This is a genomic window from Arthrobacter sp. NPDC058127 (assembly GCF_042884555.1).
Lineage (GTDB): Bacteria > Actinomycetota > Actinomycetes > Actinomycetales > Micrococcaceae > Arthrobacter.
Genome location: NZ_JBHVTT010000001.1, coordinates 263,046 through 287,038 on the forward strand (window position 1 = coordinate 263,046; position 23,993 = coordinate 287,038).

A 23,993-nucleotide genomic window follows, 5' to 3' on the forward strand; every position below is an offset into this window, starting at 1 on the left:
TCAGCGCTTGGCGATCGCGTCCACAACGGCCGCGAGGGCCGGTGCGATCTTCGCGGCGTCGGTTCCGCCGCCCTGCGCGACGTCGTCCTTGCCACCGCCGCCGCCGCCGAGGATTCCTGCAGCAACCCGAACGAGGGCGCCTGCCTTGACGCCCGCAACACGTGCGGCCTCGTTGGTGGCCACGATGATGACGGGACGGTCGTTGCTGACACCGGCTACGGCAACCGTGGAAGCGTCGGAGCCGAGCCGGTTGCGCAAGTCCATGGCGAGGCTGCGGAGGTCGTCCGCTCCCCCGACCTGGCCGGCGTCGTGCGCCACTACCCGGACGCCTGCGGCATCCTGGGCCGTGGCGACTAGGTTCGCGGCGGCCGCGGTCAGCTGTTCCTTGCGGAGGCGGTCGAGTTCCTTTTCCGTCGCCTTGAGCTTGGCCAAGGTGCTGGAGATCCGGTCGGCCAACTGGCCCGAAGGGACCTTGAGCATCTCCGTGAGCTCGGTGACCAGGGCACGCTCGGCTGCGAGGTGCCGGAAGGCGTCAAGGCCGACGAAAGCCTCCACGCGGCGGTTTCCCGAACCAACGGACTGTTCGCCGAGCAGCGACAGGCTCCCGATGAGGGAGGTGTTGGCCACATGGGTGCCACCACAGAGTTCGCGCGACCATGCGCCGTCGATCTCCACAACGCGGACTTCGCTGCCGTAGTTCTCGCCGAAGAGGGCCATGGCGCCGAGCGCTTTCGCCTCGGCGAGGCCCATGACCTTGGTGTCCACCCGGAAGTTGTTGCGGATGGCGATGTTCGAGACCTCTTCGATCTCGGACTTCGTGGCTGCACTCAATCCCTCGCCCCAGGCGAAGTCGAAACGCAGGTAACCGGCCTTGTTGAAGGATCCACGCTGGGTGGCTTCCGGGCCGAGGATCTGGTGCAGGGCGGCGTGCACGATGTGCGTGCCCGTGTGGGCCTGCTCTGCGGCGTGGCGGCGTTCGCGGTCGACGGCGGCGCGCACCAAAGCGTCCGAGGCGATCTCGCCTTCGCGGACGATCGCCTTGTGGACGCTCAGGCCCTTCACCGGGCGCTGGACGTCGAGGACCTCGACGACGAAGCCGTCACCGGTGATGAGGCCCTTGTCTGCGGACTGGCCACCGGCCTCAGCATAGAACGGGGTCTCGTTGAGCACGAGCTCGATTTCGTCGCCCGTGGAAGCGTGGGCAACACGCCGCCCGGAGCTCACGATGCCGCGGACCCGCGCCTCGCCTTCCAGCTCGGTGTAGCCCGTGAAGACCGTCTCGCCCTCAGCCAGGAGCTCCTGGAAGGCTGAGACATCGGCGTGTCCACCCTTCTTGGCCTTGGCATCCGCCTGGGCGCGCTGGCGCTGTTCCAGCATGAGGCTGCGGAATTCGGCTTCGTCGACCTTCAGGCCGGCTTCCTCGGCCATTTCGAGGGTGAGGTCGATCGGGAACCCGTAGGTGTCGTGCAGGGCGAAGGCATCCTCGCCGGACAGCGGCTTGCCGGCAGCCTTGGACAGCACAACGGCCTCTTCAAGGCGCGCGGTGCCGGAAGCGATGGTGCGCAGGAAGGCTTTTTCTTCGGCGTAGGCGATGCGGCTGATGCGATCGAAATCGGTCTCCACGACGGGGTAGACGCCCTTCATGGCGTCGCGGGATGCCGGAAGCAATTGCGGGAGGCAAGCTTCTTCGACCCCGAGGAGGCGCATGGCACGGACGGCACGGCGGATCAGCCGGCGCAGGACGTAGCCGCGGCCTTCGTTGGACGGGGACACGCCGTCGGAAATCAGCATGAGGGCCGAACGGATGTGGTCGGCGACGACGCGCATCCGAACGTCGTCCGTGTGGTGCGGGTCGTCAGCGGACTCGGCAGAGGTGTACTCCTTGCCGGACAAGGCTGCGGCCTTGTCGATGACGGGACGGACCTGGTCCGTTTCGTACATGTTCTCGACACCCTGCAGGATCATCGCGAGGCGCTCCATGCCGAGGCCGGTATCGATGTTCTTCTTGGGCAGTTCGCCAACGATGTCGAAGTCCACCTTCGAGCGGACGTTCTCGATCTGGTACTGCATGAACACGAGGTTCCAGATTTCGACGTAGCGGTTTTCGTCCGCGATGGGACCGCCTTCGGCGCCATAGGCCGGGCCGCGGTCGTAGTAGATTTCCGAGCACGGACCGGCAGGACCAGGCTGCCCGGTGGACCAGTAGTTGTCCGCCTTCCCCATCCGCTGGATGCGCGAGGCGGGAATGCCCGTGTTCTTGAGCCACAGATCCTGGGCTTCGTCGTCTTCCTCGTAGACGGTCACCCAGAGGCGCTCGACGTCCAGTCCGTAGCCGCCGTCGTCGACGCTCTTGGTGAGCAGTTCGAAGGCGAACTTGATGGCGTCTTCCTTGAAGTAGTCCCCGAAGGAGAAGTTTCCGCACATCTGGAAGAACGTCCCGTGCCGGGCGGTCTTGCCCACTTCCTCGATGTCGCCGGTGCGGATGCACTTCTGGACGCTCGTGGCGCGGTTGAAGGGCGGTTCCTCACGGGCAGTCAGGTAGGGAATGAAGGGAACCATGCCGGCCACAGTGAAGAGCAGGGAAGGGTCGCTGGATACAAGCGACGCGGAGGGGACGGCGGTATGGCCCTTGCTGACAAAAAAGTCCACCCAGCGTTTGGTGATCTCCTGCGACTTCATTAGCTGATTACTTACCCTTCTCAATTCACTGCACATGAGTTTGTGCGCGGTTCTGGCATGTGCCATTGCCGCAGCTTCTAATTCTGCCCTGTTGACGGCCGCTTGGGCGAACCGCCGTGACTAGCGGCGGCTACTGGCTGCCGGCGTCGGACTCCGCGATGCCGAGCGCGGCCCTGAGGTCGACTTCGCGTTCATTCATTCCGGCGCGCACGGCGTCGGCGAAGTCGTACACGCCGTCGGCCAGCCGCGCTACGGCGCGGTTCAGGCCGTCGGGACCAATATTGGCCTGTGCTTGGGTGATCTTGCGGAAGGCGATGACTCCGATTGCCACGCCGATCCCCATCCAGACAATTCTTTTCACAGTTTTCCTGACATACGAAGATCGTGACTTACGAACGGATTCAGCGGCTGCGGCGGCCGCTGCCCGGTTTGCGGCGGGCGGCAAAAGCCGAGCGCACTCCATAGCTGAACGCTGCCACCTTGATGAGCGGCGAACCGACCGTTGCAGCCACCAGTGAGGACAAGGCAGAGATGTTGGCGGAGGCGTCGGAAACGTTGGAGGTGATGCCATCCACCTTTTTCAGCTGCTGGTTTGTGGTGGAAACCGTCGCCGTGACCTCGTCCATCAGGGGCGTCGCTCCGTCGCTCAAGGAGCGGATGGAGGTGCGGACCTCATCGAAGACGCGCCCGAGTTTGAGGATCGGCACAGCGAGCAGCACCACAAGGAGCGCGAAAACTCCGGCCGCGATCAGGCCTGCAATATCGCCACCAGTCATGGACACTCATCTCCTAGCATTTGTTGCGTTGCCGTTGGTGCGCCATGTAGTTCGACGCGGGCACCCCCGGCGTGGCTTCCCCAAGTACCTTACATACAAAGAAGCCCGCGGCGCGTGCCACGGGCTTCTTTGTATGTGCTTGCTGAAAATCAGCGAGCGTAGAATTCGACCACGAGCTGCTCTTCGCAGGTCACGGGGACCTCAGAGCGCTTCGGGCGACGAACCAGGCGTGCCTGCAGGGCGTCGATCTTGACGTCCAGGTAAGCCGGAACGACGTTCAGGACGTGTGCGCCGGCAGCTGCAACCTGGAACGGAGCCATGACTTCGCTGCGGCTGTGAACGTGGATGAGCTGGCCTTCAGCAACGCGGAACGACGGGCGGTCCACGCGGATGCCGTCAACGAGGATGTGGCGGTGCACAACCAGCTGGCGGGCCTGGGCGATGGTGCGGGCGAAGCCGGCACGCAGCACGAGTGCGTCGAGACGCATTTCGAGCAGTTCGATCAGGTTTTCACCGGTCAGGCCCTTGGTGCGCCGTGCTTCTTCGAAGGCACGAGTCATCTGGGCTTCGCGGATGCCGTACTGGGCGCGCAGACGCTGCTTTTCGCGCAGACGTACAGCGTAGTCAGAGTCCTGCTTCTTGCGGGCACGGCCATGCTCACCGGGGCCGTACGGACGGCGCTCCATGTACTTGGCGGCCTTGGGAGTCAGAGCGATGCCGAGTGCACGCGAAAGGCGTGCGGTACGGCGAGCACGAGTGTTGTTAGCCACTTGTGTCCTTCCAATATCTGCGGTGTGTCAGTGTTACTGGCCTCCATGAGGGAGAGCATCGGCCAACCGCTGCCTTTTGCTACGGGGCGCAGGGCACAGCATCAAAACCTGGATTTTGATGGATTGTGCGCCCGAGCCTTGCCAGACAAGCATCTAGCCTACCATGACGCCTACTTGCCCCGGATGATCCTGCGCAGCCGCTCGAGCCTGGGAGCAATATCCCGTTCAGCACCGTTTGCCGTGGGTTCGTAGTAGTCCCTGCCGACCAAATCATCCGGAGCGTACTGCTGCGTGGCCACGCCGTGCGGGGCATCGTGCGCGTACTTATAGCCTTGGCCGTGGCCGAGGCCCTTCGCTCCTTGGTAATGCGCATCCCGCAAGTGGGCCGGAATCCCGACCCCCATCCCCGCACGCACATCGGCGATGGCCTTGTTGATGCCCATATAGGCCGCATTGGACTTGGGCGCCGTCGCCAGATGCACCACGGCTTCGGCGAGGATGATCCGGCCCTCGGGCATGCCGATCAACTGCACCGCCTGGGCCGCGGCGACGGCGGTCTGCAACGCCGTCGGATCTGCCATGCCGATGTCTTCGGCAGCCGAAATCACAATCCGGCGGGCCACGAAGCGGGGGTCCTCCCCCGCTTCGAGCATGCGGGCCAGGTAGTGGAGGGCCGCATCGACGTCTGAGCCGCGGATCGACTTGATGAACGCACTGGCGACGTCGTAGTGCTGGTCGCCCGCGCGGTCGTACCGGACGGCGGCTACATCGAGGGCCCGCTCCGTGTGGCGGAGTTCGACGACGACCGGAGCCTCCGGGGCGCCGTCACCGGCCAGCCCTTCCTCTTCAGAAGCGTCTTCGGAAGCGTCGCCGTCGTGGTTCCGGTCTCCGTAGGCGACGCCGGCGGCGGCCTCAAGTGCGGTGAGCGCGCGGCGGGCATCTCCCCCGGACAAGCGGACCAAATGCTCGAGCGCTTCAGGGGTGAGCTCCACTCCCCCTGCCAAGCCGCGGGCATCGGCAACAGCGCGTTGCAAGAGCGCCTCGATGTCGCTGTCGGTGAGCGGTTTCAGGGTGAGCAACAGGGATCGGGAGAGCAGCGGCGAGACCACCGAGAACGAAGGGTTTTCGGTGGTCGCGGCGACCAGGACCACCCAGCGGTTCTCGACGCCAGGCAGCAGGGCGTCCTGCTGGGCTTTGTTGAAGCGGTGGATCTCATCCAGGAACAGCACAGTGGTGGTCCGGTAGAGATCCCGGGCAGTCAGGGCATTTTCCATGACCAGGCGGACGTCCTTGACGCCCGCAGTAATAGCGGACAATTCAACGAACTTCCGGCCTGGCCCGCGGGCGATGACGTGCGCCAGCGTCGTCTTGCCCGTACCTGGAGGTCCCCACAAGATGACCGAGCTCGGACCGGCAGGACCGGCGGCGTCGGCCCCTGCGGCAAGCTGCCGCAAAGGAGAACCCTGGCCCAGCAAATGCTGCTGGCCCACAACGTCGTCGAGCGTCCGGGGCCTCATGCGGACGGCCAAAGGGCTCCGCGGCGACGCCCGACGTACCGTGCCCGCACGCTCATCACCGGAACGGTCCGAATCCGCCGCTTTGCCGCCGGCGTCGTCGTCGTTGTCCGCGTCGGCACCAAAGAGATCTTCCACATGGATAGGCTACTCATGATTCCAGTTAAGGAGACATCGACGTGGAGACCCGGCCATCCGCCCCCGGCGACAAGCAGCCGCTTGGAGCGGCGCGCACCGCCTTCATCCCTGGTCCGCGGTTGACCGGCTGGGTGGAGCGCTTCGCCGCGAGCCATGGCACCGTTGAGGAAGAGCCCGACGACGGCGGTACCCTCCTGCGGGCGGCTGACGGCGCTACCGCGCTATTGAGAGCCCCCTGGCCCGTCGATGGACGGCCGGGCAAGGGCGCAACCACCGTTGAGCGTTTGGCGTCCCTTGCTTCACAGGAACGGCGGCTCGGAATCATCCTGGTGCGCCGGGGTGGCTACGCGGTGGGGGTCGTGAGCGGCGGCAAAGTGTCTGCGTCCAAATCGGGTTCCCGCTATGTACAGTCACGCTCGTCGGCAGGAGGATCGTCGCAGCAGCGTTTTGCCCGTCGTCGCGAAAACCAGGCAAACGCACTGACGGAAGCCGTGGCCGGTTATGCCGCCGCTGTATTCGCCGGACACAGTATTGAATATCTCGTTCTGGGCGGAGACGCCGCGCTCTCTGCGGCGGTCCTGGAGGAGGCGGCGCTGAAGGAATACACCTCGGGGAAAAGGCTCGCGTTCCTCGCGGTCGCCGACCCCAACGCGACCGTGCTCCGCAAGGCCGCGGCAGACGCGTGCGCCGTGCGGATCGAGGTCACGGATCCGCTGTAGGGGTGAGCAGGGCCAGCAGCCCGACAACGCAAAATCGGTAGGGTTCTGAAGGTCCAGCCCGGTGTACCGTTCGAACGCCGCCAGCCGGTATCTTCCCTGCTGACCGCCGCTACAAGGGGTGCGCCGACGTCGACGCGCAGGGCTCCGGCGATCCGGGCAAGGTCCGATTCCGACGGTTCCCCGGGGGCCAGGAGTTGCGAGAGGTACTGGTGCTGGAGATCGGCGTTGGCCCGCTCGATATCCTCCAGTTCTGCGACGTACCGCGCCTGGACGCGTGAGGCAAAGGTGTCCACTGTGCGCCAGACGAGTTCAGTCCTGCTGACCAGCAGCGCCGGATCCACCGCCAGGGCGGATGCGGACAATGCATCCCACACGACCGAAAAGTCCAACCTGATGGCGCGCACCAGGCTGTCCAAGGGGAGGCCTTGCCTTGCGCGACGCTTGCTCAACTCTGCGGCGATGGACTCGAGGGCGTCCATGGTGGCTCCCCCGTCCCCGCAGCACGCCGAGAATGGCCACCAAGGAATCGTGGCTGCTGCGGCGAAGGTCCGCGATGGTCAGCCCGGATTCCCTGTACACCGGATCCTGGAGGATTCTCGCGATGAATGTATCCACCATTCCCCATTGGGTGGGCTGGTCACCTCCGAAACCGGCATCCGTTTCGAATCATCTCGGAGTTCCGCGGTGACCTGGCGGTTGTGTGCAGCCGGTCAGGAGGGTCCCGGCGTGCACCTGTGTGCAGGAAAGCCTGAAGGAGAAGCTCTTGCCGTTCACCGTGTGGCCGGGGGTCGACAGCCGACTACTGTGCGCCCACTTACTTGGTGGCGGAAATGTCCAGGATTCTGAGTGCGATTCGCAGTGCAAATTTCGTGTCGGGATTGTCTAATGGAACCTCCATCAGTTGCTCAATCTTCTCAAGTCTCTTGACTACAGTGTTTCGATGAACATGAAGAACGCGAGCAGTCTCAGCGAGACTGGATTCGCATTTCAGGTAAGCGCTCAGCGTGTCCCGCAAGTACCCGGCATCCTCTTCGGATAATCCTCCCAGGAACTTCATGGATGGGCGCACAAGTGCGGGGTCGTGGAGGGTGGTCCGGATCAACTGGGTGGCGATTGATTCCTGGGCATCAACAATTTGGCGGCGTCCTTTGCTGTAACTTGCTTGTCGGGCGAAGTCTTCGGCTTCGGCGATGCTTTTCGCAAACCCCTCCGGTCCAAGTCGTGGTCTTGCGACGCCAAAAACGATGCCGGATTCCAAAGGCGGTCGGACGGAGTCCAATGCACCCACAAGGTCTTTGTACTCTGTCCTAGTCGGTTGGTTTGGTTGGGTCTCCCAGATAAGCCAGTGATCCATGTATTCCGATGAGGCGATGGAGTATCCATAGCGTGTCAGGGCGGCTGGAATCATTCGGCCAATGTCATGAGCTGTGGATTTCTGTGGGGCATGAATGCTTACCAGGGTGTGCCATCCGTTGAGGTTCCATCCGACGCTGAGTGCTTGAGAGATGAGGTGGTCTGGAACCGCTCCGCCGCTGACAGCGAGCTGTGAGACGATCGCTGATCTCGCGGATTGAAAAAGCTCGTCAGCAAAGCGCTGCCGAGTGAGCCAGCGAAGCAAGGGCGATGCAGTCAGTTCCATGAGTTCCCTGGCCCCTTCAAGCTCGAAGGGCGCGGCGTCGGTGCTGAATTCGGCAAGGATCCAAAGTGCTGGATCGTCGTTTTCCATGAGGGGCGGTAGCGGGACCGATATCAAGTTCGCCGACAAAGCCGAAATGGGGCCTTGCCCCGGCGCTGTGGTTAATTCGCCAAGAGAAAGTGGGCTCTCCAACGCGCCAGCAAGCGTTAGCCCAAGTGAATTGACGATGGCTATCTCCGCGTTTACATACTTTCTAAGTTCAGAGACGACATTGTCCGGGTTCGGTTCCATGCCTTGGATTGCGCGGGAGAGGGCGGCCATGCTCGTGGACCGAGTCATGAGATTGGATTTCATGAAGCCCTGGAGGGATGCAGCCACAGAAACAGTTGTCTGGGGTTGATCAAGGACCACGACGCTCATCTTCAGTTTTCTTGCCAGTTCCCGCGTGGAGATGCTCATTTCTGTACTGCTCCCGGATTCTCCATTCTCGGATGGTGTGAGAATGACCATGCCCACACCCTGTAGCTTCAGATGGGGGAATATCATTTCCAGCCCGTAGGAAGGCATCCAGGAAGATATCCAGATGCCTTCGACCCCGTCGATTTGCCTGTCGTCGGGCGCGTCCAGGTGCGCGATTCGGGCTTGTCCGTTTGCGGTGAATTGATTGACGCAGACGAACGAGTAGCTTGCGGTTGGCTCCGCCAGGACGACCGAGCTGTGCAACAGGGCCGGGCACCGCATTAGTTCCCGTAGGGTCAGCCGATCTGTCATTGAGGGGCTCCATATGAGGGGATTGTGTAGCCGTAGCCGGCAATGTCTACTAATGACCGGGCCGAAGCTTCGGTCCACTTGCCCGGAGCTTCGAAGACGAGGATGTCTACGCCGTAGCCAGGGACAATACGCTCGCTGAGGAGGGGAGTTCCGGTGTGGCTGTCAAGGAGGCAAATGATTTGAGGTGCCTTTGCCAGCAGTCGGCCCTCGTCTATGAGCAGAAGGAATTCGTTCTGTGCCTCGATCCGAAGGTACCTTCCCTGGGCACGGACGATTATCGTGCCTTTGGCATGTACCCCGACGTCTGACCCCCGGGGAGCCGGCTCCCATTTAACGTCCACGACGCTCCCTCTGCCGACATGCAGACACCCTTTGGTGTGTTGAGAGAAGTGCATTATTGCGTCGCTGACCGATGCTGTGAGTTTTCTCGATTGTTGGAACTGGTAGCCAAGCTCGATTGCCCGCCGGAGTGTCCCCGTGATCCCTGCTTGGCGTGCTTGGACACCGTCCATGGCATATCCAGCGAATGCCACCCACCCACCGAATATTCCCATGAGTAAGCGAAGCGATCGTTCGGCATCTTCCGCGCCCGTTCCGCAGATTTCGACACACCTGCCGGAAGCGTCGACGAGCGCACACGGGGTCATCGGGACGCTATGTGCGTTGAAGGTCGTCTGATGCAGCCCCGAGAGTCCGCGCCCCATACCGTCCAGATCGATCATCGGGATGTCCAGAGCCGCGGCCACAAGAATCGGCGCATACGCATTGATCCCGGCCATCTCGAACGCGCAGACGAGCGGTCGCGTCCCTGGAAATTTCGCGGCGACCGCCTCGAACGCCCTCGTGTATGGATCAGGTCCGCCGGGCTTTTCGCTGAAGGCCAGCGGCGATCCCGCTAGTCCGACGGGAATGACGACATCGTTCGGAGCGATTTTACTCGGAGGAAATACGGTAACTCCGCCCCTTTGTTCCAGCACGTTTCGTGTCAGAAGGGATATGGCATGAGTGTCTCCTGCACCCCCCGATCCCTGCATCCTGGCGCCAAACTCCAGCGCCTCCAAACCGCTCGACTTGAGAACCCAAGGCATGGCCGCCTCCTCCCATCCTCATCGACGAAAATGCTACGTGTTAAGTATGCACACCGGCACGGCATTTAGTAGTTAGATCGACCATTGTTGTCGAGCATCATCAGCCGTAGCGTTGTCTTAATTCTTCTCCTACCCCTGAGCTCTTTGCGGGTAGGCACCTCGCAGGCAAAGGAGCCGAAATGACAACAGGTACAACAACGAAAAAGCATGCCGGGGAGGAGGACTTTGCCCTCGAACGTGTTCCTGAACACGCCCGTCATAGCTGGTGGTCGGTGGCTGTTCAAAGGTTCGGCCAGATGTCAGCGCTGTCACAGTTCCTCCTAGGCGCAGCTCTCGGATTTGGGATGCAATTTTCCGACGCTTTGCTGGCGATCTTCCTTGGGTCGGTCATCCTCGAGGTTGTCGCTATCATGACGGGCATCCTCGGCCAACGGGAAGGCCTCTCGACCTCGCTTCTGGCTAGATGGACTGGCTTTGGCCGCCATGGATCCAGCATCATCGCCTTATTCATCTCACTTAGCTTGGTCGGGTGGTTTGGCGTCCAGAGCGGCGTGGCTGCAGATGGTCTTGCTAAGCTGGCACCCGTTTTTCCCGCCTGGGCGTGGTCCCTTGTGGTCGGCGCAGCTGTGACCGCGATTGTCATTTATGGTTTCAAGAGCATGGCCTGGACCGCGTACATTACGATTCCGGCGTTCCTCCTGCTGGCCGGCTGGTCGATTTTCTCTGAGTTGCAAAACCACAATCTGGGCGATCTTGTAAGTCAGCCGGCCCCTGGACCGGTGCTTAGCCTCGCTGCGGGGACGACGCTGGTGGCAGGCGGATTCATTGTCGGGATGGTCATCACTCCGGATATGACACGCTTCAACCGCAAACCCTCCGATGTCGTCAAGCAGACGCTTTTGGGAGTCACCCTTGGCGAATTCATGGTTGCTATCGCTGGGGTCCTTCTTGCTCACGCGCTCAAGACCAACGACGTCATCGCACTGGTCACGTCCAGCAGCGGATTCGTCGGTACGATCGTCATCGTTGCGGGCACCGTCAAGATGAACGACTGGAATCTGTACTCTGCCTCTCTGGGCATCGTGAACTTTGTCGAGACAGTGTTCAGGAAACGAGTGAGCCGCACCAGTGTCACCATCTTTATCGGCGCCCTGGGAGCCATGCTCGCTGCCGCTGGAATCCTGAACTACTTCGTGGATTTCCTGATCCTGCTTGGAGTCACATTCCCGCCGATCGCGGGCATCATGGTCGCCGAATACTACATCGTCAAGAAATGGCGGAGCGTATTGTCCGGTTCTTCCCCCGGGTTGCCCGCAACTGAGCCCACATGGGTTATCGGAACCCTCGTGGTGTGGGGGGCGTCGGTGCTGATTGGGATGTACCTGCCCTGGGGGGTAGGCTCCCTCAACTCACTCTGTGCATCCATTGTTCTGTACGTCATTGCCGGGAAATTGGGCCTGATCAAAGGGACTTCCGAAGACGTGCTCTCACGCCAACCGAAAACTGAAACTCGCGAACTGCAGGAGGAACACCAGTGAAAATAGGCATCGATGTCGGCGGGACCAACACAGACGCAGTGCTTATTGATGGCAACGAGGTCCTGGCAGGCGTAAAAAGCCCAACAATGAGTGATGTTGCACTGGGCATTACTGAATCCCTCCGCCGTCTTCAGAGTGCTTTCCCCTTCGATCCGACGCAGATAGACGCAGTCATGATCGGCACCACGCATTTCATCAATGCTCTCATCGAGGCCGAGCGGCTGGCGCCGACCGCGGCCATCCGGCTGGGACTTCCTGCGACGAGTGGACTGCCCCCCTTCGTAGGCTGGCCCACGCGGATCACCGAAGCAGTGAAGGCCCTGCCCTACATGTGCCACGGCGGACATGAGTTCGACGGACGGGAGATATCTCCGATCGACCGTGAAGAAATACGCAGAGCTGTCCGGGATGCCGTGCCCCGGGGCGCACGAAGCTTCGCTATCTCGTCTGTGTTCTCTCCGGTTAACTCCGAGTTTGAGCAGATGGCGGCGGAAATCATCGGGATCGAATTTCCCGAACTTCCGGTCAGCCTTTCGAACGAAATCGGCAGGGTTGGACTGCTCGAGAGGGAAAACGCGACCATCATCAATGCCGCCCTGCGTGACCTTTCAGCCGAAGTTTGTTCTTCCCTGGACCAATCACTCATGGCGCTGGACATCAACGCTCCTCTGTTCCTGAGCCAGAACGACGGAACCTTGATGGACGTCGATTTCGCCAGGAAATACCCCGTTGCCACATTTGCCTCTGGACCAACAAACTCCATGCGGGGGGCAGCGTATCTCTCAGGCATCAAGGACTGCATCGTGGTTGACGTTGGAGGGACGACGACGGACGTCGGAGTTCTCCAGTCCGGCTTCCCTCGGGAGGCTGCCACCGAGATTGAGGTCGCAGGAATCCGCACCAACTTCCGGATGCCAGATGTCTTGTCCGTGGGAGTCGGTGGTGGCAGCAGAATCAGATTCGACGATGGAGTGACCGTCGGGCCGGACAGCGTCGGATATCGGGTAACGGAGGAGGCGCTCGTTTTCGGCGGCCAAACCTTGACGGCGACCGACATCATGGTCGCGGCTGGAGACACGGTAATTGGCGACCCGGAGCGCGTCAAACATCTGGACCGCTCACTGATCTACGCGGCCAGAGATGAAATCCACCGAAGGATCACTGAGACGGTTGACCGGATGCGGACGAGCTCTGACCTGGTCCCGGTGATTGCAGTCGGCGGCGGTGCGTTCCTCGTTCCCGAACAGATGGCATGCGCCAGTGACGTTGCCCGTCCGGGGCACTCCGGAGTAGCGAATGCCATCGGCGCCGCTATTGCACAAGTAGGCGGGGAAGTCGACCGAATCTTTGCCATCCCGGCCGGAAAGCGCGAAGAAGTGCTCGACCAAGCCAGGGAGGAAGCAATCGGCAAGGCCATAGCTGCCGGAGCCAAAGCCAGCACTGTCCAAATCGTGGAGATCGATGAGCTTCCCTTGGCTTATCTGCCAGGGAACGCGTCCCGTGTCCGTATCAAGGCCGTTGGCGATCTTCCGACGTCGAAGTAACCCCGGAATGCTGACTGCAAGAACTAGAAGGAAAACATAATGAGTTTCTATCTTTCACTAAACGACGTTCCTGACTTGGCGCGGGGCGCGGCGATACTGGGTACAGGCGGCGGCGGAGATCCGCTCATCGGCCGCCTCCTCGTCGAGGAATGCCTCAAAAACGGGAAGAAGATCGAAATCCTCGATCCGACCGAACTTGATGACGATGACTTTGTCATTTCCACGGCCATGATGGGTGCTCCGACTGTCGTAGTCGAGAAAGTCCCAGCCGGCACTGAGGCAGTCCGGTCGCTCCGCGCCTTGGAGAGACACCTCGGAAAAACAGCCGACGCAACAATCCCCATGGAGTGCGGTGGACTGAATTCCATGATTCCTCTGGTCGTCGCCGCCGAAGCGGGTATCCCGGTGGTGGACGGCGACGGAATGGGACGAGCCTTCCCGGAGCTTCAAATGGAAACGTTCGGAGTCTACGGGGTGTCCGGATCACCGCTCGCTGTTTCTGACGAAAACGGGCACACGTGCATCGTCGATACCGGCCAGGACAACCAGAGGATGGAGACTTTCGCGCGCGCGGTCGCCATCAAGATGGGGGGCGCGGCATACATCGCCGAGTATCCAATGAGCGGAGCAGACGTCAAGCGAACTGCGATCCGCAACACCGTCACCCTGGCCCTCAATATCGGCCGGACTTTGCGTACGGCCAAGGACAAACATCTTGATCCGCTGGCAGAACTCAGTGCCTTCCTAAAGGACACAATATACGGCCACGGAACCGTGCTCATGCGGGGAAAAATCGTTGACGTTGAGAGGTTCGTTAGAGACGGGTTCACCCACGGCTCTGCGGTTGTGGAATCCTTCGACGGTATCGACGAAATGCGGATCCAGTTCCGGAACGAGAACGTCATTGCACACAAGAATGGTGCGGTCGTTGCCATTGTTCCGGATCTTATTACGATAGTTGATGTTGATTTGGGCACCCCCATCACTTCCGAAGCCCTGCGGTTCGGACAGCGGGTGGCCGTCTACGGAATCTCGACTCCTGCCATCATGCGGACCCCTGAAGCGCTGCAAGTCTTTGGCCCCCAGGCTTTCGGACTCCATGAGCCATGGGTCGCCCTTGAGGAATTGAGTGCCGTCAGGTGATACCCACCCTGGAGAGTCCCGTCATGGCCGAGGCTCTCATATTCGATGGCCACAACGATTTGCCTTGGGCTCTGCGACAGAAATTCGATTCCCGTGTCGAGGAGATCGACTTATCGCAGCACCAGCCCAGCTTGCACACAGACATTCCACGGCTCCGGGAAGGCCGGGTCGGTGCGCAATTCTGGTCAGTCTTCGTCCCGTCCAACATGCTGCCGGCCGACGCCGTCGTGGCGACACTCGAACAGATCGACTGCGTGCACCGGATCATGTCCGAGTATCCCGAAACGTTCAGTTTGGTCGACACGGCCGCCGGTGTAAGGACCGCCGTTGAGAAGGGACTGATTGCCTCCCTGATGGGAATTGAAGGAGGCCACTCCATCGACTCATCCCTCGGCGTCCTCCGGATGATGAGACGTGTCGGCGTCCGCTATATGACCCTGACACACAACGACAACACGCCCTGGGCACGATCAGCGACGGGGGAACAGGTTGGCTACGGGCTCACTGGTTTTGGAAGAAGTGTGATCGCCGAGATGAATGACCTTGGAATCATCGTCGATTTGTCCCACGTGGCCGAACAGACCATGCACAACACGCTGGACATCACCAGGGCCCCCGTCATGTTTTCGCACTCGTCTTGTCGCAATGTAACCGATCACGTCAGGAACGTGCCGGATTCCGTGCTTGAAAGATTGCCTGAAAACGGTGGAGTGCTCATGCTTACGTTTGTTCCCGCTTTCATCTCCAATGCCTGCGCCGAGCACGAGCAACGGTCGGATGATATCCGGAAGAGGCTGGGCCTCCGGACGGGATTCCACGCAGGCCATGTGGACGAGGACGAGGCCGCGATATCGGAATATGCCCGCTGGACATCTCAGAACCCGCCTCCACACGCAACCATCGCCGACGTTGTGAAACACGTGGAACATGCGCGTGAAGTGGTGGGACCCCAACACTTGGGCATCGGAGGGGACTTCGACGGGATCGAACGGCTGCCCCGCGGAATAACCGGGGTATCCAGTTACCCTGTCGTCAAGATGGCACTAGCTGAACGGGGCTGGTCGGCTGCAGATCTCCGCAGCCTCGCTTTCGGCAATGTCCTCAGGGTGCTCGAAGACGCCGAGAGGGTCGCCAATCAACAGACAGATGACGATTCCATGCAGAACGCGACGGTTGGTCACTAGATTTGCCACGTCAACCACAGCGGCAGCATCGGATCTCCAAAACCGGAACCGGAGGCTGCGCCCGGGTCCGGATCCAGGATCAGATGCAGCGTGGTGGAGAAACTAAATTGTCGGTGCCTCCTGCGATGCTGTGGGTATGGATGGAAGGACAGCGTGGGGTGCGGAGAGCAGGGCGGCCGTGGAGGCCGTTGCCGCGTCCGTTGCCGTGCTTGCCGCTTTCACCCGCGACGCCGGTTCTTCAGAGACCACCGATCCGCTCCGGGATCTGGCCGATGAGTGCCTGGACGGCCTCACCGAAGTCGCCCGGCTGGAAGCCCGCACCGCCGCGCTGAAAGCGAGGCTCGCCGCGGACTACGCCCACGCGGCCAGGGCCCTGGCGCCACCGGCCACCTCACCGCAGGAGTCCACCGCCCACGAGCTTGCCCTGATCGCCGAGGTCGCCTGCGTCCTGACCGTCAGCGAACGAACCGCCGGGGCCTTCCTCTCCGACTGCCAGGCACTGACAACCGGGCTGCCCCTGGCCCTGGAAGCCCTTCAGTCCGGGACGATCTCCTGGCAACACGCCCGGATCATCATCGACGAAACCAGCGCCCTGGGCCCCGCCGCAACGGCCGCCTTGGAAGCACACTTCCTGGACCCCGAAGCACCCAACCCCGCCCGCGGCTGCCCCGCCGGGGACCTCGTCCCCTCCCGCTTCCGCACCAAGGCACGCACCTGGCGCGAACGCCACCACCCCGTCAGCATCGAAGAACGCCACACCCAAAAAGCCGCGGACCGGCGGGTCGAATACCTCCCGGACCGCGACGGCATGGCCTGGCTCTCCGCCTACCTCCCCGCAGCCACCGCCGCAGGGATCTGGGAACGGAGCACCGCCGCCGCCCGCACCCTCCAAGGCCCCCACGAAACCCGGACCCTCGCCCAACTCCGCGCCGACATCACCGCCACCTGGCTCCTCACCAACACCGGCTCCGCGACGGTCGACGGCGGACTGCCCGACGGCGGCACGGGGCTGAGCGGCACGGTCGCCGGAGGCATGGAACCGGGGCTGGCGGGGCGGGTCCCGTCCCCGAGGGCACAGGTCCTGATCACCGTCCCGGTCCTGTCCCTCCTGGGCGCCACCGACGAACCGGCCGTGCTCGACGGGTACGGGCCGATCCCGCCCTCCATGGCCCGTGCACTGGTCGCCGAGGGCGCCGAGTCCTTCCACCGGGTCCTGACCGACCCCCGCGACGGTGCCCCGCTGGAAATCGGAAGCACCAGCTACCGCCTCACCAAAGCCCAGCGCCAATGGCTGCGGCTCCGCGACGGCAAATGCCCCTTCCCCGGCTGCAACAACCACTCCCTGGACAACGAAGCAGACCACCTCCTGGCCTGGGCCCACGGCGGCACCACCGGCATCACCAACCTCGGCCAACCCTGCCCCAAACACCACCGCCTCAAACACCGCACCGCATGGACCCCCACCCCCGCCGGCAAAAACAGTCCACCCGGGTGGACCTCACCCTCACACCGGCACTACCCCAGCGAACACCAGGACTGGGAACCACCCCACTGGCCACACCACCTACAGGTCACCGGCGAGCCCTGCCCGCGCCTCCTAGCAGCCCGACAACGCCCGCTGCGGCCGGGCCTGCCGGTAGAGGTACCTGCCGTGCTCTGCGAACCCGGCGCCCTCGTACAAGGCCTGGGCGCCGGCGTTCGAGGCCATCACCAGTAGCCAGAACTCCGACACGCCTCGGTGACTGCCAGCCGAAAGAAGGGCGTCAAGAACCTGCCGCCCCAAGCCACGGCGGCGGTGCCTGGCCGTGGTCGCCATGCAATAGATGCCGCCCCTCCCCTCCATCAGGGCGAGGCGCCCGACGGCGGCCGGTGCGCCGTCGCTGTCCCTCACGAGGGCGTAGACCGAGGGGCAAGACTCCAGGATCGTCCGCGCGATCTCCAGCTCGGCGTCTCCCCCGCGCCCGTCTACCGACCACCACAGCCGGAGCCACTCCTCGGAAGGCTCTTCGGAGATCTCGACGTCGTTCGCCACGCCATCGCGCGGGGTACCGGGAAGGGCACCGTCCGGCCGGACCATGATGAGTGTCTCGGACTGCCGGGTGAATCGCTGCACATCAAGCACCGCGTTGAGGCCCGTGCTCCGCTCGTCGTCGAAGACCTGGAAGATCAGCGGCAGGCGCCGGGAGCGGTACCACTGCGTGGCGGCGCGGACTGCCGATTCGTGGTCTTCGGCCTGTTCCCTGGGCCAGACCGAGTTTGCCCGCTGCGTGACACCCCCGGCGGCCCGCATGACCCATCCCCCGGTGTCCTCACGGTCCGGGGCCGGCCACGCACGGTCCATCAGCTCCTCAATCAATGCAAGGCTCAACTCCTGCGCCACGCGTCCTCCTCAAATCAATCGCCGTCATGGTACGCCGGAGGCCCCCGCAATGTGCGAGGGCCTCCGGGTTGCTTCTGCGGTTTCCGGCTACTCGGGCTTGGCTGCCGGTACTGCCTGCGCCTTGGCCTCAGGCTTGAAGTCGACTCCGGCTTCCTTGCGCTGCTGCGCCGTGATGGGCGCAGGAGCAGCGGTCAGGGGGTCGTAGCCGCCGCCCGACTTCGGGAAAGCGATGACATCGCGGATCGAGTCCACGCCGGCCAGCAGGGCCACGACGCGGTCCCAACCGAAGGCCATGCCGCCGTGAGGAGGTGCGCCGTACTTGAATCCCTCGAGCAGGAAGCCGAACTTGGTCTGCGCGTCTTCCTTGTCCAGGCCCATGAGCTCGAAAACGCGCTCCTGGACATCGGCCTCATGGATACGGATGGATCCGCCGCCGATTTCGTTGCCGTTGCACACGATGTCGTAGGCATAGGACAGGGCCGATTCCGGGTCCTTGTCAAAGGAGTCGAGGAACTCGGGCTTCGGGGAGGTGAAGGCGTGGTGCAGGGCCGTCCACTGTCCGCCACCCACCGCGACGTCACCGGAGGCGACAGCTGCGGCTGCGGGCTCGAACATCGGGGCGTCCACGATCCAGACGAAAGCCCAGTCCTTGGGATCGATCAGGCCGGTGCGGTGGCCGATCTCGACGCGGGCAGCACCCAGCAGGGCTCGGGAGGGTGACTTCTCGCCGGCCGCGAAGAAGATGCAGTCGCCGGGCTTTGCGCCGACGGCGTCGGCCAAGCCCGCCCGCTCGGTGTCCGTGAGGTTCTTGGCAACGGGGCCCGTGAGCTCACCGTCTTCCTTGAACAGCACGTAGGCGAGACCCTTGGCGCCGCGCTGCTTAGCCCACTCCTGCCAGGCGTCCAGCGCGCGGCGGGCCTGCGAGGCTCCGCCGGGCATGACGACGGCGCCGACGTAGGGCGCCTTGAAGACACCGAAGTTTGTGTCCTTGAAGAACTCCGTCAATTCGGTGAGTTCCAGGCCGAAGCGCAGGTCCGGCTTGTCGGAGCCGTACTTGGCCATCGCCTCGTGGTAAGTCATGCGGCGGATCGGCGTCGGGATCTCGACGTCGATCAGCTGCCACAGTGCCTTGACGATGCCTTCGCCGAGCTCAATGATGTCGTCCTGGTCAACGAAGCTGGCTTCGATGTCGAGCTGGGTGAATTCCGGCTGGCGGTCCGCACGGAAGTCTTCGTCGCGGTAGCAACGGGCGATCTGGTAGTACTTTTCGAAACCGCCCACCTGGAGCAGCTGCTTGAAAAGCTGCGGCGACTGCGGAAGCGCGTACCAGGAACCCGGGGCCAGACGCGCCGGAACAACAAAGTCACGGGCGCCTTCCGGCGTCGAGCGCGTCAGCGTGGGAGTTTCGATCTCCACGTAGCCCTGCTGGTGAAGCAACTCGCGGGCCACGCGGTTAGCCTCGGAGCGCAGGCGCATGTTCCGGGCGGGGCCGGGGCGGCGCAGGTCAAGGTAGCGGTGCTTGAGGCGGGCTTCCTCACCGACCTCCACGTGCTCGTCGATCTGGAACGGCAGGGGATCCGAGGTGTTGAGGATCACCACTTTCTCAGCGATGACCTCGATCTCACCGGTGGCGAGGTGCGGGTTTTCGTTGCCCTCGGGACGCTTGCTGACGGTGCCAACGATCTGCAGCACGTATTCATTGCGCAGCCCGTGGAAGACCTCTTCCTCGCGGACAACCACCTGGGCGACACCGGACGCGTCACGCAGATCGACGAAGGCCACGCCACCGTGATCTCGGCGGCGGCCTACCCAGCCTGCCAGGGTGACGGTCTGTCCAATGTGCTCGGAACGCAAGGATCCGAGGTCATGTGTGCGCAGCACAGCATTCCTTTCAACATGATTTTCAGGATCATGACAAAACGATCCCGTTCGAGTTTACCCGTATGAATGAAGCGTGGACCCACCAGGCCCGGTCTGCTCCCGGCTGACGCCTAAGGGTTGAGGCCCTTGAGGCGCCGGTTCTTTCCTACCGCGTGGTGATGCGGACGTGGAGATCCTCGGGCGACGGCTCCCAGCTGGCCGGATCCGCGTCGACTTGCTCTCCGGTGCGGATGTCCTTCACCTGGTGCTTGCCGTCGTCGTCCGTGAACCAGACGAAAGGAATGCCGCGTCGGTCGGCGAATTTGATCTGCTTGCCGAACTTCTCGGCCTTCGCCGCGACTTCGGTTGCGATCCCCCGTCCGCGCAGCTGGGCCGCGACATCCTGGGCAGCAGACCAGCTGTCGTCGTTGTTCAGCGCAACGAGCACTGCCGTGGGCACCGAGCGCGACGCCGTCGCGAATTCCTGGCTCAGGATGCGGGAGACGAGGCGGGTCACCCCGATCGAGAGGCCGACGCCGGGGAACTTGCGGTTGCCCTTGCTGGCAAGGGCGTCGTAGCGGCCTCCGGAGCAAATGGAACCGAGCTGCTCGTGTCCCACCAGGACGGTTTCGACGACCGTGCCGGTGTAGTAATCAAGGCCGCGGGCGATGCTGAGGTCGGCAACAACCTTGCCGGGGGCGCGCTGCACTGCAGCCTCAATGACTTGTTCCAGCTCGCTGAGGCCCTCTTCAAGAAGCTCATCCGAGACACCGAGCGCCCGCACCTGCGCCACGAAGGACGTGTCTTCGGTGCGGATGCTTGCAAGCTTCAAGGCGAGTGCTGCCTGCTCATCCGTGGCGCCAAGCTCGCTCCTGAGCAATTCGGCAACCTTCGCGTCGCCGATCTTCTCAAGCTTGTCGATGCTGCGAAGCACGCCCGCTGTGTCCGTGAGGCCGATACCGCGGTAGAAGCCCTCGGCCAACTTGCGGTTGTTGATACGCAGGCGGAAGTCCGGAATGGGAAGGGCGCTCAACGCTTCCGCAATGACGAGGGCAATCTCGACGTCGTAGCGGAACGGCAGTTCGCCGTCGCCCACGACGTCGATGTCCGCCTGCGTGAACTCGCGGGCGCGGCCTTCCTGGGGACGCTCACCCCGCCACACCTTCTGGATCTGGTAGCGACGGAACGGGAAGGCGAGATAGCCGGCGTTCTCGACAACGTAGCGGGCAAACGGCACCGTGAGGTCGAAGTGGAGGGCCAGGGCGTTTGGATCCGCCTTGTCCGACTTTCCGCCCTCGCCGGCGTCCTCGTCTTCCTGCAAGCGGCTGAGACCGTATACCTCTTTGTCGATCTCGCCCTTGCGGAGGAGTTGGCCGACTGTTTCCACAGCGCGGGTCTCGATGGAAGAGAAGCCATGGAGTTCGAACGTCTTGCGCAACGTGTCCAACACATGCAGTTCCACCAACCGCTCCTGGGGAAGCCACTCGGGGAATCCGGACAGGGAGGCAGTACGAGCCATGGTGGAAATTTCTCCTCAATGATTGCGCGGGCCGGACCTGGCGCCACGAACCACGGCCCGATTCGGCTCAGGTTAGGCGGGCGTCCAGCCAGTCATGCATAAACTATGTGCGGCAGCCAGTTTATGCTTTCGGCGCCTGCACATCTAATGCGGGCACCCGGGTTTGGCTTGCTTGCGATGGAAGCTTGTCCAGACAACCAGGAGGACTCTTGTCTACAAGGCCGCGGGACAACCGTGAAGCCAAACGGCGCATCAGGCAGATGGAAGCCAAGCGCGAGCTTCGGCGTGCACAGGGCAAGCGCCGCCGCCGGGACAATGTGATCGCCGTCGGTGTGGGTGCCGCCGCCCTGATTGCCGCCGTCGTACTCCAACTCACGGTGTTCAACTCGAACCCGAGCGAGTCGGAGTTCGCAGCGGCGCAGGCCGGACTCAGTTCGCCGTCGGCCTCCGCGAACCCCTCCGCGTCCGCCGCAGCGACAGGCTCGAATAGTGCCGGCATCCCCAAAGCGGATACCGCCGCGGGTAAGACGTTCACTGGCCAGCTCAGCCTCAACGGAGGGGCAGTCGGCGTCGAACTGGACGGCACAACAGCTCCCCAGGCAGCAGCCGTATTCAAATCCCTCACCGATGCGAGCTATTACAGCGGACTAAAGTGCCCTCGACTGACCACCGCCGACAACTTTTCGGTGCTGCAGTGCGGAGCCAAGGGAACGGACACCAGCGACGACCCCAACTTCCACTGGGGACCACTCGAGAACACCCCCGCCAACAACACCTACCCGGCCGGAACCATCGCCGTCGCGAGGACCGGCAACAACGCCTACGGCAATGGGCACCAATTCTTCATCGTGTACAAGGACACGGTCATTCCCCCGGATTCTGCCGGCGGGTACACGATTGTCGGCAAGGTGACGAGCGGGATGGATGTTGTGACGAAGATTGCCCAAGCGGGTATTAATCCGGGCAGCAGCGCCACCGACGGCGCCCCTGTGGCAGCTGTCACGATAGACTCATTTTCTCTGAAGTAACCAGCCCGGGCCATGGTCCACGGCGCATTACCTTAGTAATCCCTCCAAGCGAAAGACTTTTAGCGGTGACAGACAGTCAGAAATCCGACGAAACTGCAGTAGTGGCCAACGACGAAGAAACCCAGGCACCGGTAGCCGAGCAACCCGGCGTCGAGCCAACTGCCCCGGCAGAACCCGTGGCTGCCCCGGTAGCTGACGCGGCAGAGCCCGTGGCTGCCCCGGCAGAGCCCGTAGCTGACGCGGCAGTGGATGCGGCAGAGCCCGTAGCTGCCCCGGCAGAGCCCGCTGCCAAGCCTGCTTCTCCAACGCCACGCCCTGCGCCCTCGCATGCACCTTCTCCCGCCGCATTTGCTGCCCGGCCGAAAGCCGCAGCCAGCGTGATTCCGGCAGCGCCGGCCGCCCAGCCTACGGCTGTGTCCTTGGCGGAAGCCGCCAAGTGGGGGCGCGCCGAGGGTGACGGCCACGTCTTCCTGACCATCGACGGCGAAGAGCAGCCGGTGGGACAGTACCCGGGTGTGAGCACCGACGAGGCGCTGGCATACTTCGCCCGGAAGTACGACGACGTGGTCGCGCAGATCGTTTTGATGGAACACCGTGTGGAGTCCAAGGCCCCGGCCACGGACATGCAGAAGACGGTCGAGCACCTGCGCGAGCAGCTGGCCGAGCGCAACATGGTGGGCGACATCCGCACTGCCGAAGCCCGACTCGACGCCTTGGCCGGACAGATTTCCGAATTGGAGAAGTCCGAGAAGGCCGCGCACGACGCCGCACGCTCCGCGGAGCTCGCGGCACGCGAGGCGATCGTTGCCGAAGCCGAATCCATCGCGTCCCAGGACCCATCCCAGGTCCAGTGGAAGACGTCGAGCGCCCGCATGAACGAACTCTTCGAGAGCTGGAAGACAGCCCAGAAGAACGGCATCCGGCTTGGACGAAGCAACGAGGACGCGCTGTGGAAGCGGTTCCGCTCGGCACGCACCGTCTTCGACCGCCACCGCCGCGCCTACTTCTCCCAGCTGGACAGCACCAACTCGGCCGCGAAGGTTGCCAAGGAACAACTGATCGTCGAGGCCGAAGCCCTCTCCAGTTCCACGGACTGGGGTTTCGCGGCCGGCGAATACCGCCGCCTCATGGACCAGTGGAAGGCTACGCCTCGCGCCAGCCGCAAGGACGACGACGCCCTCTGGCTCCGTTTCCGTGCCGCCCAGGACGTCTTCTTCAGCAACCGCCAGGCCGCCAACGATGAGATCGACCAGCAGTACACGGCCAACCTTTCCGTCAAGGAAGAGCTCATCGTCGAGGCCCAGGCCTTGCTGCCAATCACGGACCTCAATGCTGCCAAGAAGGCCCTGCAGTCCATCCGTGACCGTTGGGAAGAAGCCGGAAAGGTCCCCCGCGCCGACATGGGCAGGATCGAAGCCGGCCTGCGCAAGGTCGAGGACGCCGTCCGCGAAGCCGAAGAGGACAAGTGGCGCAGGAGCAACCCTGAAACCAAGGCCCGCACCAACAGTGCCTTGTCCCAGCTGGAGGCGGCCATCGCCGGCCTGAAGGAAGACCTGGAAAAGGCTGAAAAGGCCGGGGACCAGCGCCGCATCAAGAATGCCCGTGAGGCCCTTGAAGCCCGCGAGGCCTGGCTTGACCAGATCCAGCGCTCGGCCAGCGACCTCGCCTAGCAGTACAAGCTTGAACCAACAGGCCCCGTCCCGGTT

The 23,993-nt window shown here is 63.0% G+C and carries 18 protein-coding genes; 8 read left to right on the forward strand and 10 right to left on the reverse strand.

Annotated features, from left to right (window positions below):
* The 5 genes from alaS to ACFVTG_RS01300 all read right to left on the reverse strand — a co-directional run bounded on the left by alaS (position 1) and on the right by ACFVTG_RS01300 (position 5,877).
* Positions 1–2,679, reverse strand: a complete 2,679-nt coding sequence (gene alaS / locus ACFVTG_RS01280) for an alanine--tRNA ligase (protein ID WP_390277388.1) — start codon at positions 2,677–2,679, stop codon at positions 1–3.
* A 130-nt stretch (positions 2,680–2,809) separates the two neighbouring features.
* Positions 2,810–3,022 (reverse strand): hypothetical protein, encoded by a 213-nt coding sequence (locus ACFVTG_RS01285; RefSeq protein ID WP_390277920.1) that lies wholly within the window; start codon positions 3,020–3,022, stop codon positions 2,810–2,812.
* Positions 3,023–3,080: 58 nt separating this feature from the next.
* Entirely contained in the window at positions 3,081–3,455 is a 375-nt protein-coding gene (locus tag ACFVTG_RS01290; protein WP_059389201.1) for a DUF948 domain-containing protein, read from the reverse strand.
* Between the two features lie 149 nt (positions 3,456–3,604).
* Positions 3,605–4,225, reverse strand: coding sequence for a 30S ribosomal protein S4 (rpsD, locus tag ACFVTG_RS01295; RefSeq protein ID WP_028267147.1), 621 nt, complete (start codon positions 4,223–4,225; stop codon positions 3,605–3,607).
* Positions 4,226–4,395: 170 nt separating this feature from the next.
* Positions 4,396–5,877 carry a replication-associated recombination protein A gene (locus tag ACFVTG_RS01300; RefSeq protein ID WP_390277392.1) on the reverse strand — a complete coding sequence of 494 codons (1,482 nt, stop codon included), beginning with the start codon at positions 5,875–5,877 and terminating at the stop codon, positions 4,396–4,398.
* Between the two features lie 41 nt (positions 5,878–5,918).
* Between ACFVTG_RS01300 and ACFVTG_RS01305 the strand changes: the two genes are divergently transcribed.
* Positions 5,919–6,596 (forward strand): acVLRF1 family peptidyl-tRNA hydrolase, encoded by a 678-nt coding sequence (locus ACFVTG_RS01305; protein WP_390277394.1) that lies wholly within the window; start codon positions 5,919–5,921, stop codon positions 6,594–6,596.
* Between the two features lie 814 nt (positions 6,597–7,410).
* Here the strand turns inward: ACFVTG_RS01305 and ACFVTG_RS01310 are convergent.
* Both ACFVTG_RS01310 and ACFVTG_RS01315 read right to left on the reverse strand, forming a co-directional pair.
* Positions 7,411–9,003 carry a PucR family transcriptional regulator gene (locus ACFVTG_RS01310; protein ID WP_390277396.1) on the reverse strand — a complete coding sequence of 531 codons (1,593 nt, stop codon included), beginning with the start codon at positions 9,001–9,003 and terminating at the stop codon, positions 7,411–7,413.
* The gene (locus ACFVTG_RS01315) at positions 9,000–10,091 is read right to left on the reverse strand and encodes a DUF917 domain-containing protein (RefSeq protein WP_390277398.1); all 1,092 of its coding nucleotides are present in this window, start codon (positions 10,089–10,091) and stop codon (positions 9,000–9,002) included. The genes ACFVTG_RS01310 and ACFVTG_RS01315 overlap by 4 nt, the downstream gene beginning before the upstream one ends.
* Before the next feature lie 179 nt (positions 10,092–10,270).
* Here ACFVTG_RS01315 and ACFVTG_RS01320 point away from each other — a divergent pair, with 179 nt between their 5' ends.
* From ACFVTG_RS01320 to ACFVTG_RS01340, 5 genes are all read left to right on the forward strand, one after another.
* The gene (locus tag ACFVTG_RS01320; protein ID WP_284755702.1) at positions 10,271–11,629 is read left to right on the forward strand and encodes a cytosine permease; all 1,359 of its coding nucleotides are present in this window, start codon (positions 10,271–10,273) and stop codon (positions 11,627–11,629) included.
* Positions 11,626–13,173 carry a hydantoinase/oxoprolinase N-terminal domain-containing protein gene (locus tag ACFVTG_RS01325; protein ID WP_390277400.1) on the forward strand — a complete coding sequence of 516 codons (1,548 nt, stop codon included), beginning with the start codon at positions 11,626–11,628 and terminating at the stop codon, positions 13,171–13,173. Before ACFVTG_RS01320 ends, ACFVTG_RS01325 begins: the two co-directional genes overlap by 4 nt.
* A gap of 39 nt (positions 13,174–13,212) precedes the next feature.
* Positions 13,213–14,316, forward strand: a complete 1,104-nt coding sequence (locus ACFVTG_RS01330) for a DUF917 domain-containing protein (RefSeq protein ID WP_284755705.1) — start codon at positions 13,213–13,215, stop codon at positions 14,314–14,316.
* A gap of 23 nt (positions 14,317–14,339) precedes the next feature.
* Positions 14,340–15,500: a dipeptidase gene (locus tag ACFVTG_RS01335; RefSeq protein ID WP_284755708.1), complete on the forward strand. Its 1,161-nt coding sequence runs from the start codon at positions 14,340–14,342 to the stop codon at positions 15,498–15,500.
* 136 nt (positions 15,501–15,636) lie between these two features.
* Positions 15,637–17,217: a DUF222 domain-containing protein gene (locus ACFVTG_RS01340; protein ID WP_390277402.1), complete on the forward strand. Its 1,581-nt coding sequence runs from the start codon at positions 15,637–15,639 to the stop codon at positions 17,215–17,217.
* On the opposite strand, the gene ACFVTG_RS01345 is transcribed toward ACFVTG_RS01340, so the two are convergent.
* The 3 genes from ACFVTG_RS01345 to hisS all read right to left on the reverse strand — a co-directional run bounded on the left by ACFVTG_RS01345 (position 17,098) and on the right by hisS (position 21,259).
* The gene (locus tag ACFVTG_RS01345; protein WP_390277922.1) at positions 17,098–17,841 is read right to left on the reverse strand and encodes a GNAT family N-acetyltransferase; all 744 of its coding nucleotides are present in this window, start codon (positions 17,839–17,841) and stop codon (positions 17,098–17,100) included. The two genes, ACFVTG_RS01340 and ACFVTG_RS01345, sit on opposite strands and share 120 nt — an antisense overlap.
* A gap of 126 nt (positions 17,842–17,967) precedes the next feature.
* The gene (aspS, locus tag ACFVTG_RS01350; protein WP_390277404.1) at positions 17,968–19,761 is read right to left on the reverse strand and encodes an aspartate--tRNA ligase; all 1,794 of its coding nucleotides are present in this window, start codon (positions 19,759–19,761) and stop codon (positions 17,968–17,970) included.
* 145 nt (positions 19,762–19,906) lie between these two features.
* Entirely contained in the window at positions 19,907–21,259 is a 1,353-nt protein-coding gene (gene hisS, locus ACFVTG_RS01355) for a histidine--tRNA ligase (protein ID WP_390277406.1), read from the reverse strand.
* 260 nt (positions 21,260–21,519) lie between these two features.
* Between hisS and ACFVTG_RS01360 the strand changes: the two genes are divergently transcribed.
* Together ACFVTG_RS01360 and ACFVTG_RS01365 are read left to right on the forward strand one after the other, a co-directional pair.
* On the forward strand, positions 21,520–22,287 hold the full coding sequence (locus tag ACFVTG_RS01360) for a peptidylprolyl isomerase (RefSeq protein WP_390277924.1): 768 nt from the start codon (positions 21,520–21,522) through the stop codon (positions 22,285–22,287).
* A gap of 65 nt (positions 22,288–22,352) precedes the next feature.
* Positions 22,353–23,957: a DUF349 domain-containing protein gene (locus ACFVTG_RS01365; protein ID WP_390277408.1), complete on the forward strand. Its 1,605-nt coding sequence runs from the start codon at positions 22,353–22,355 to the stop codon at positions 23,955–23,957.
* Positions 23,958–23,993 lie beyond the last annotated feature (36 nt).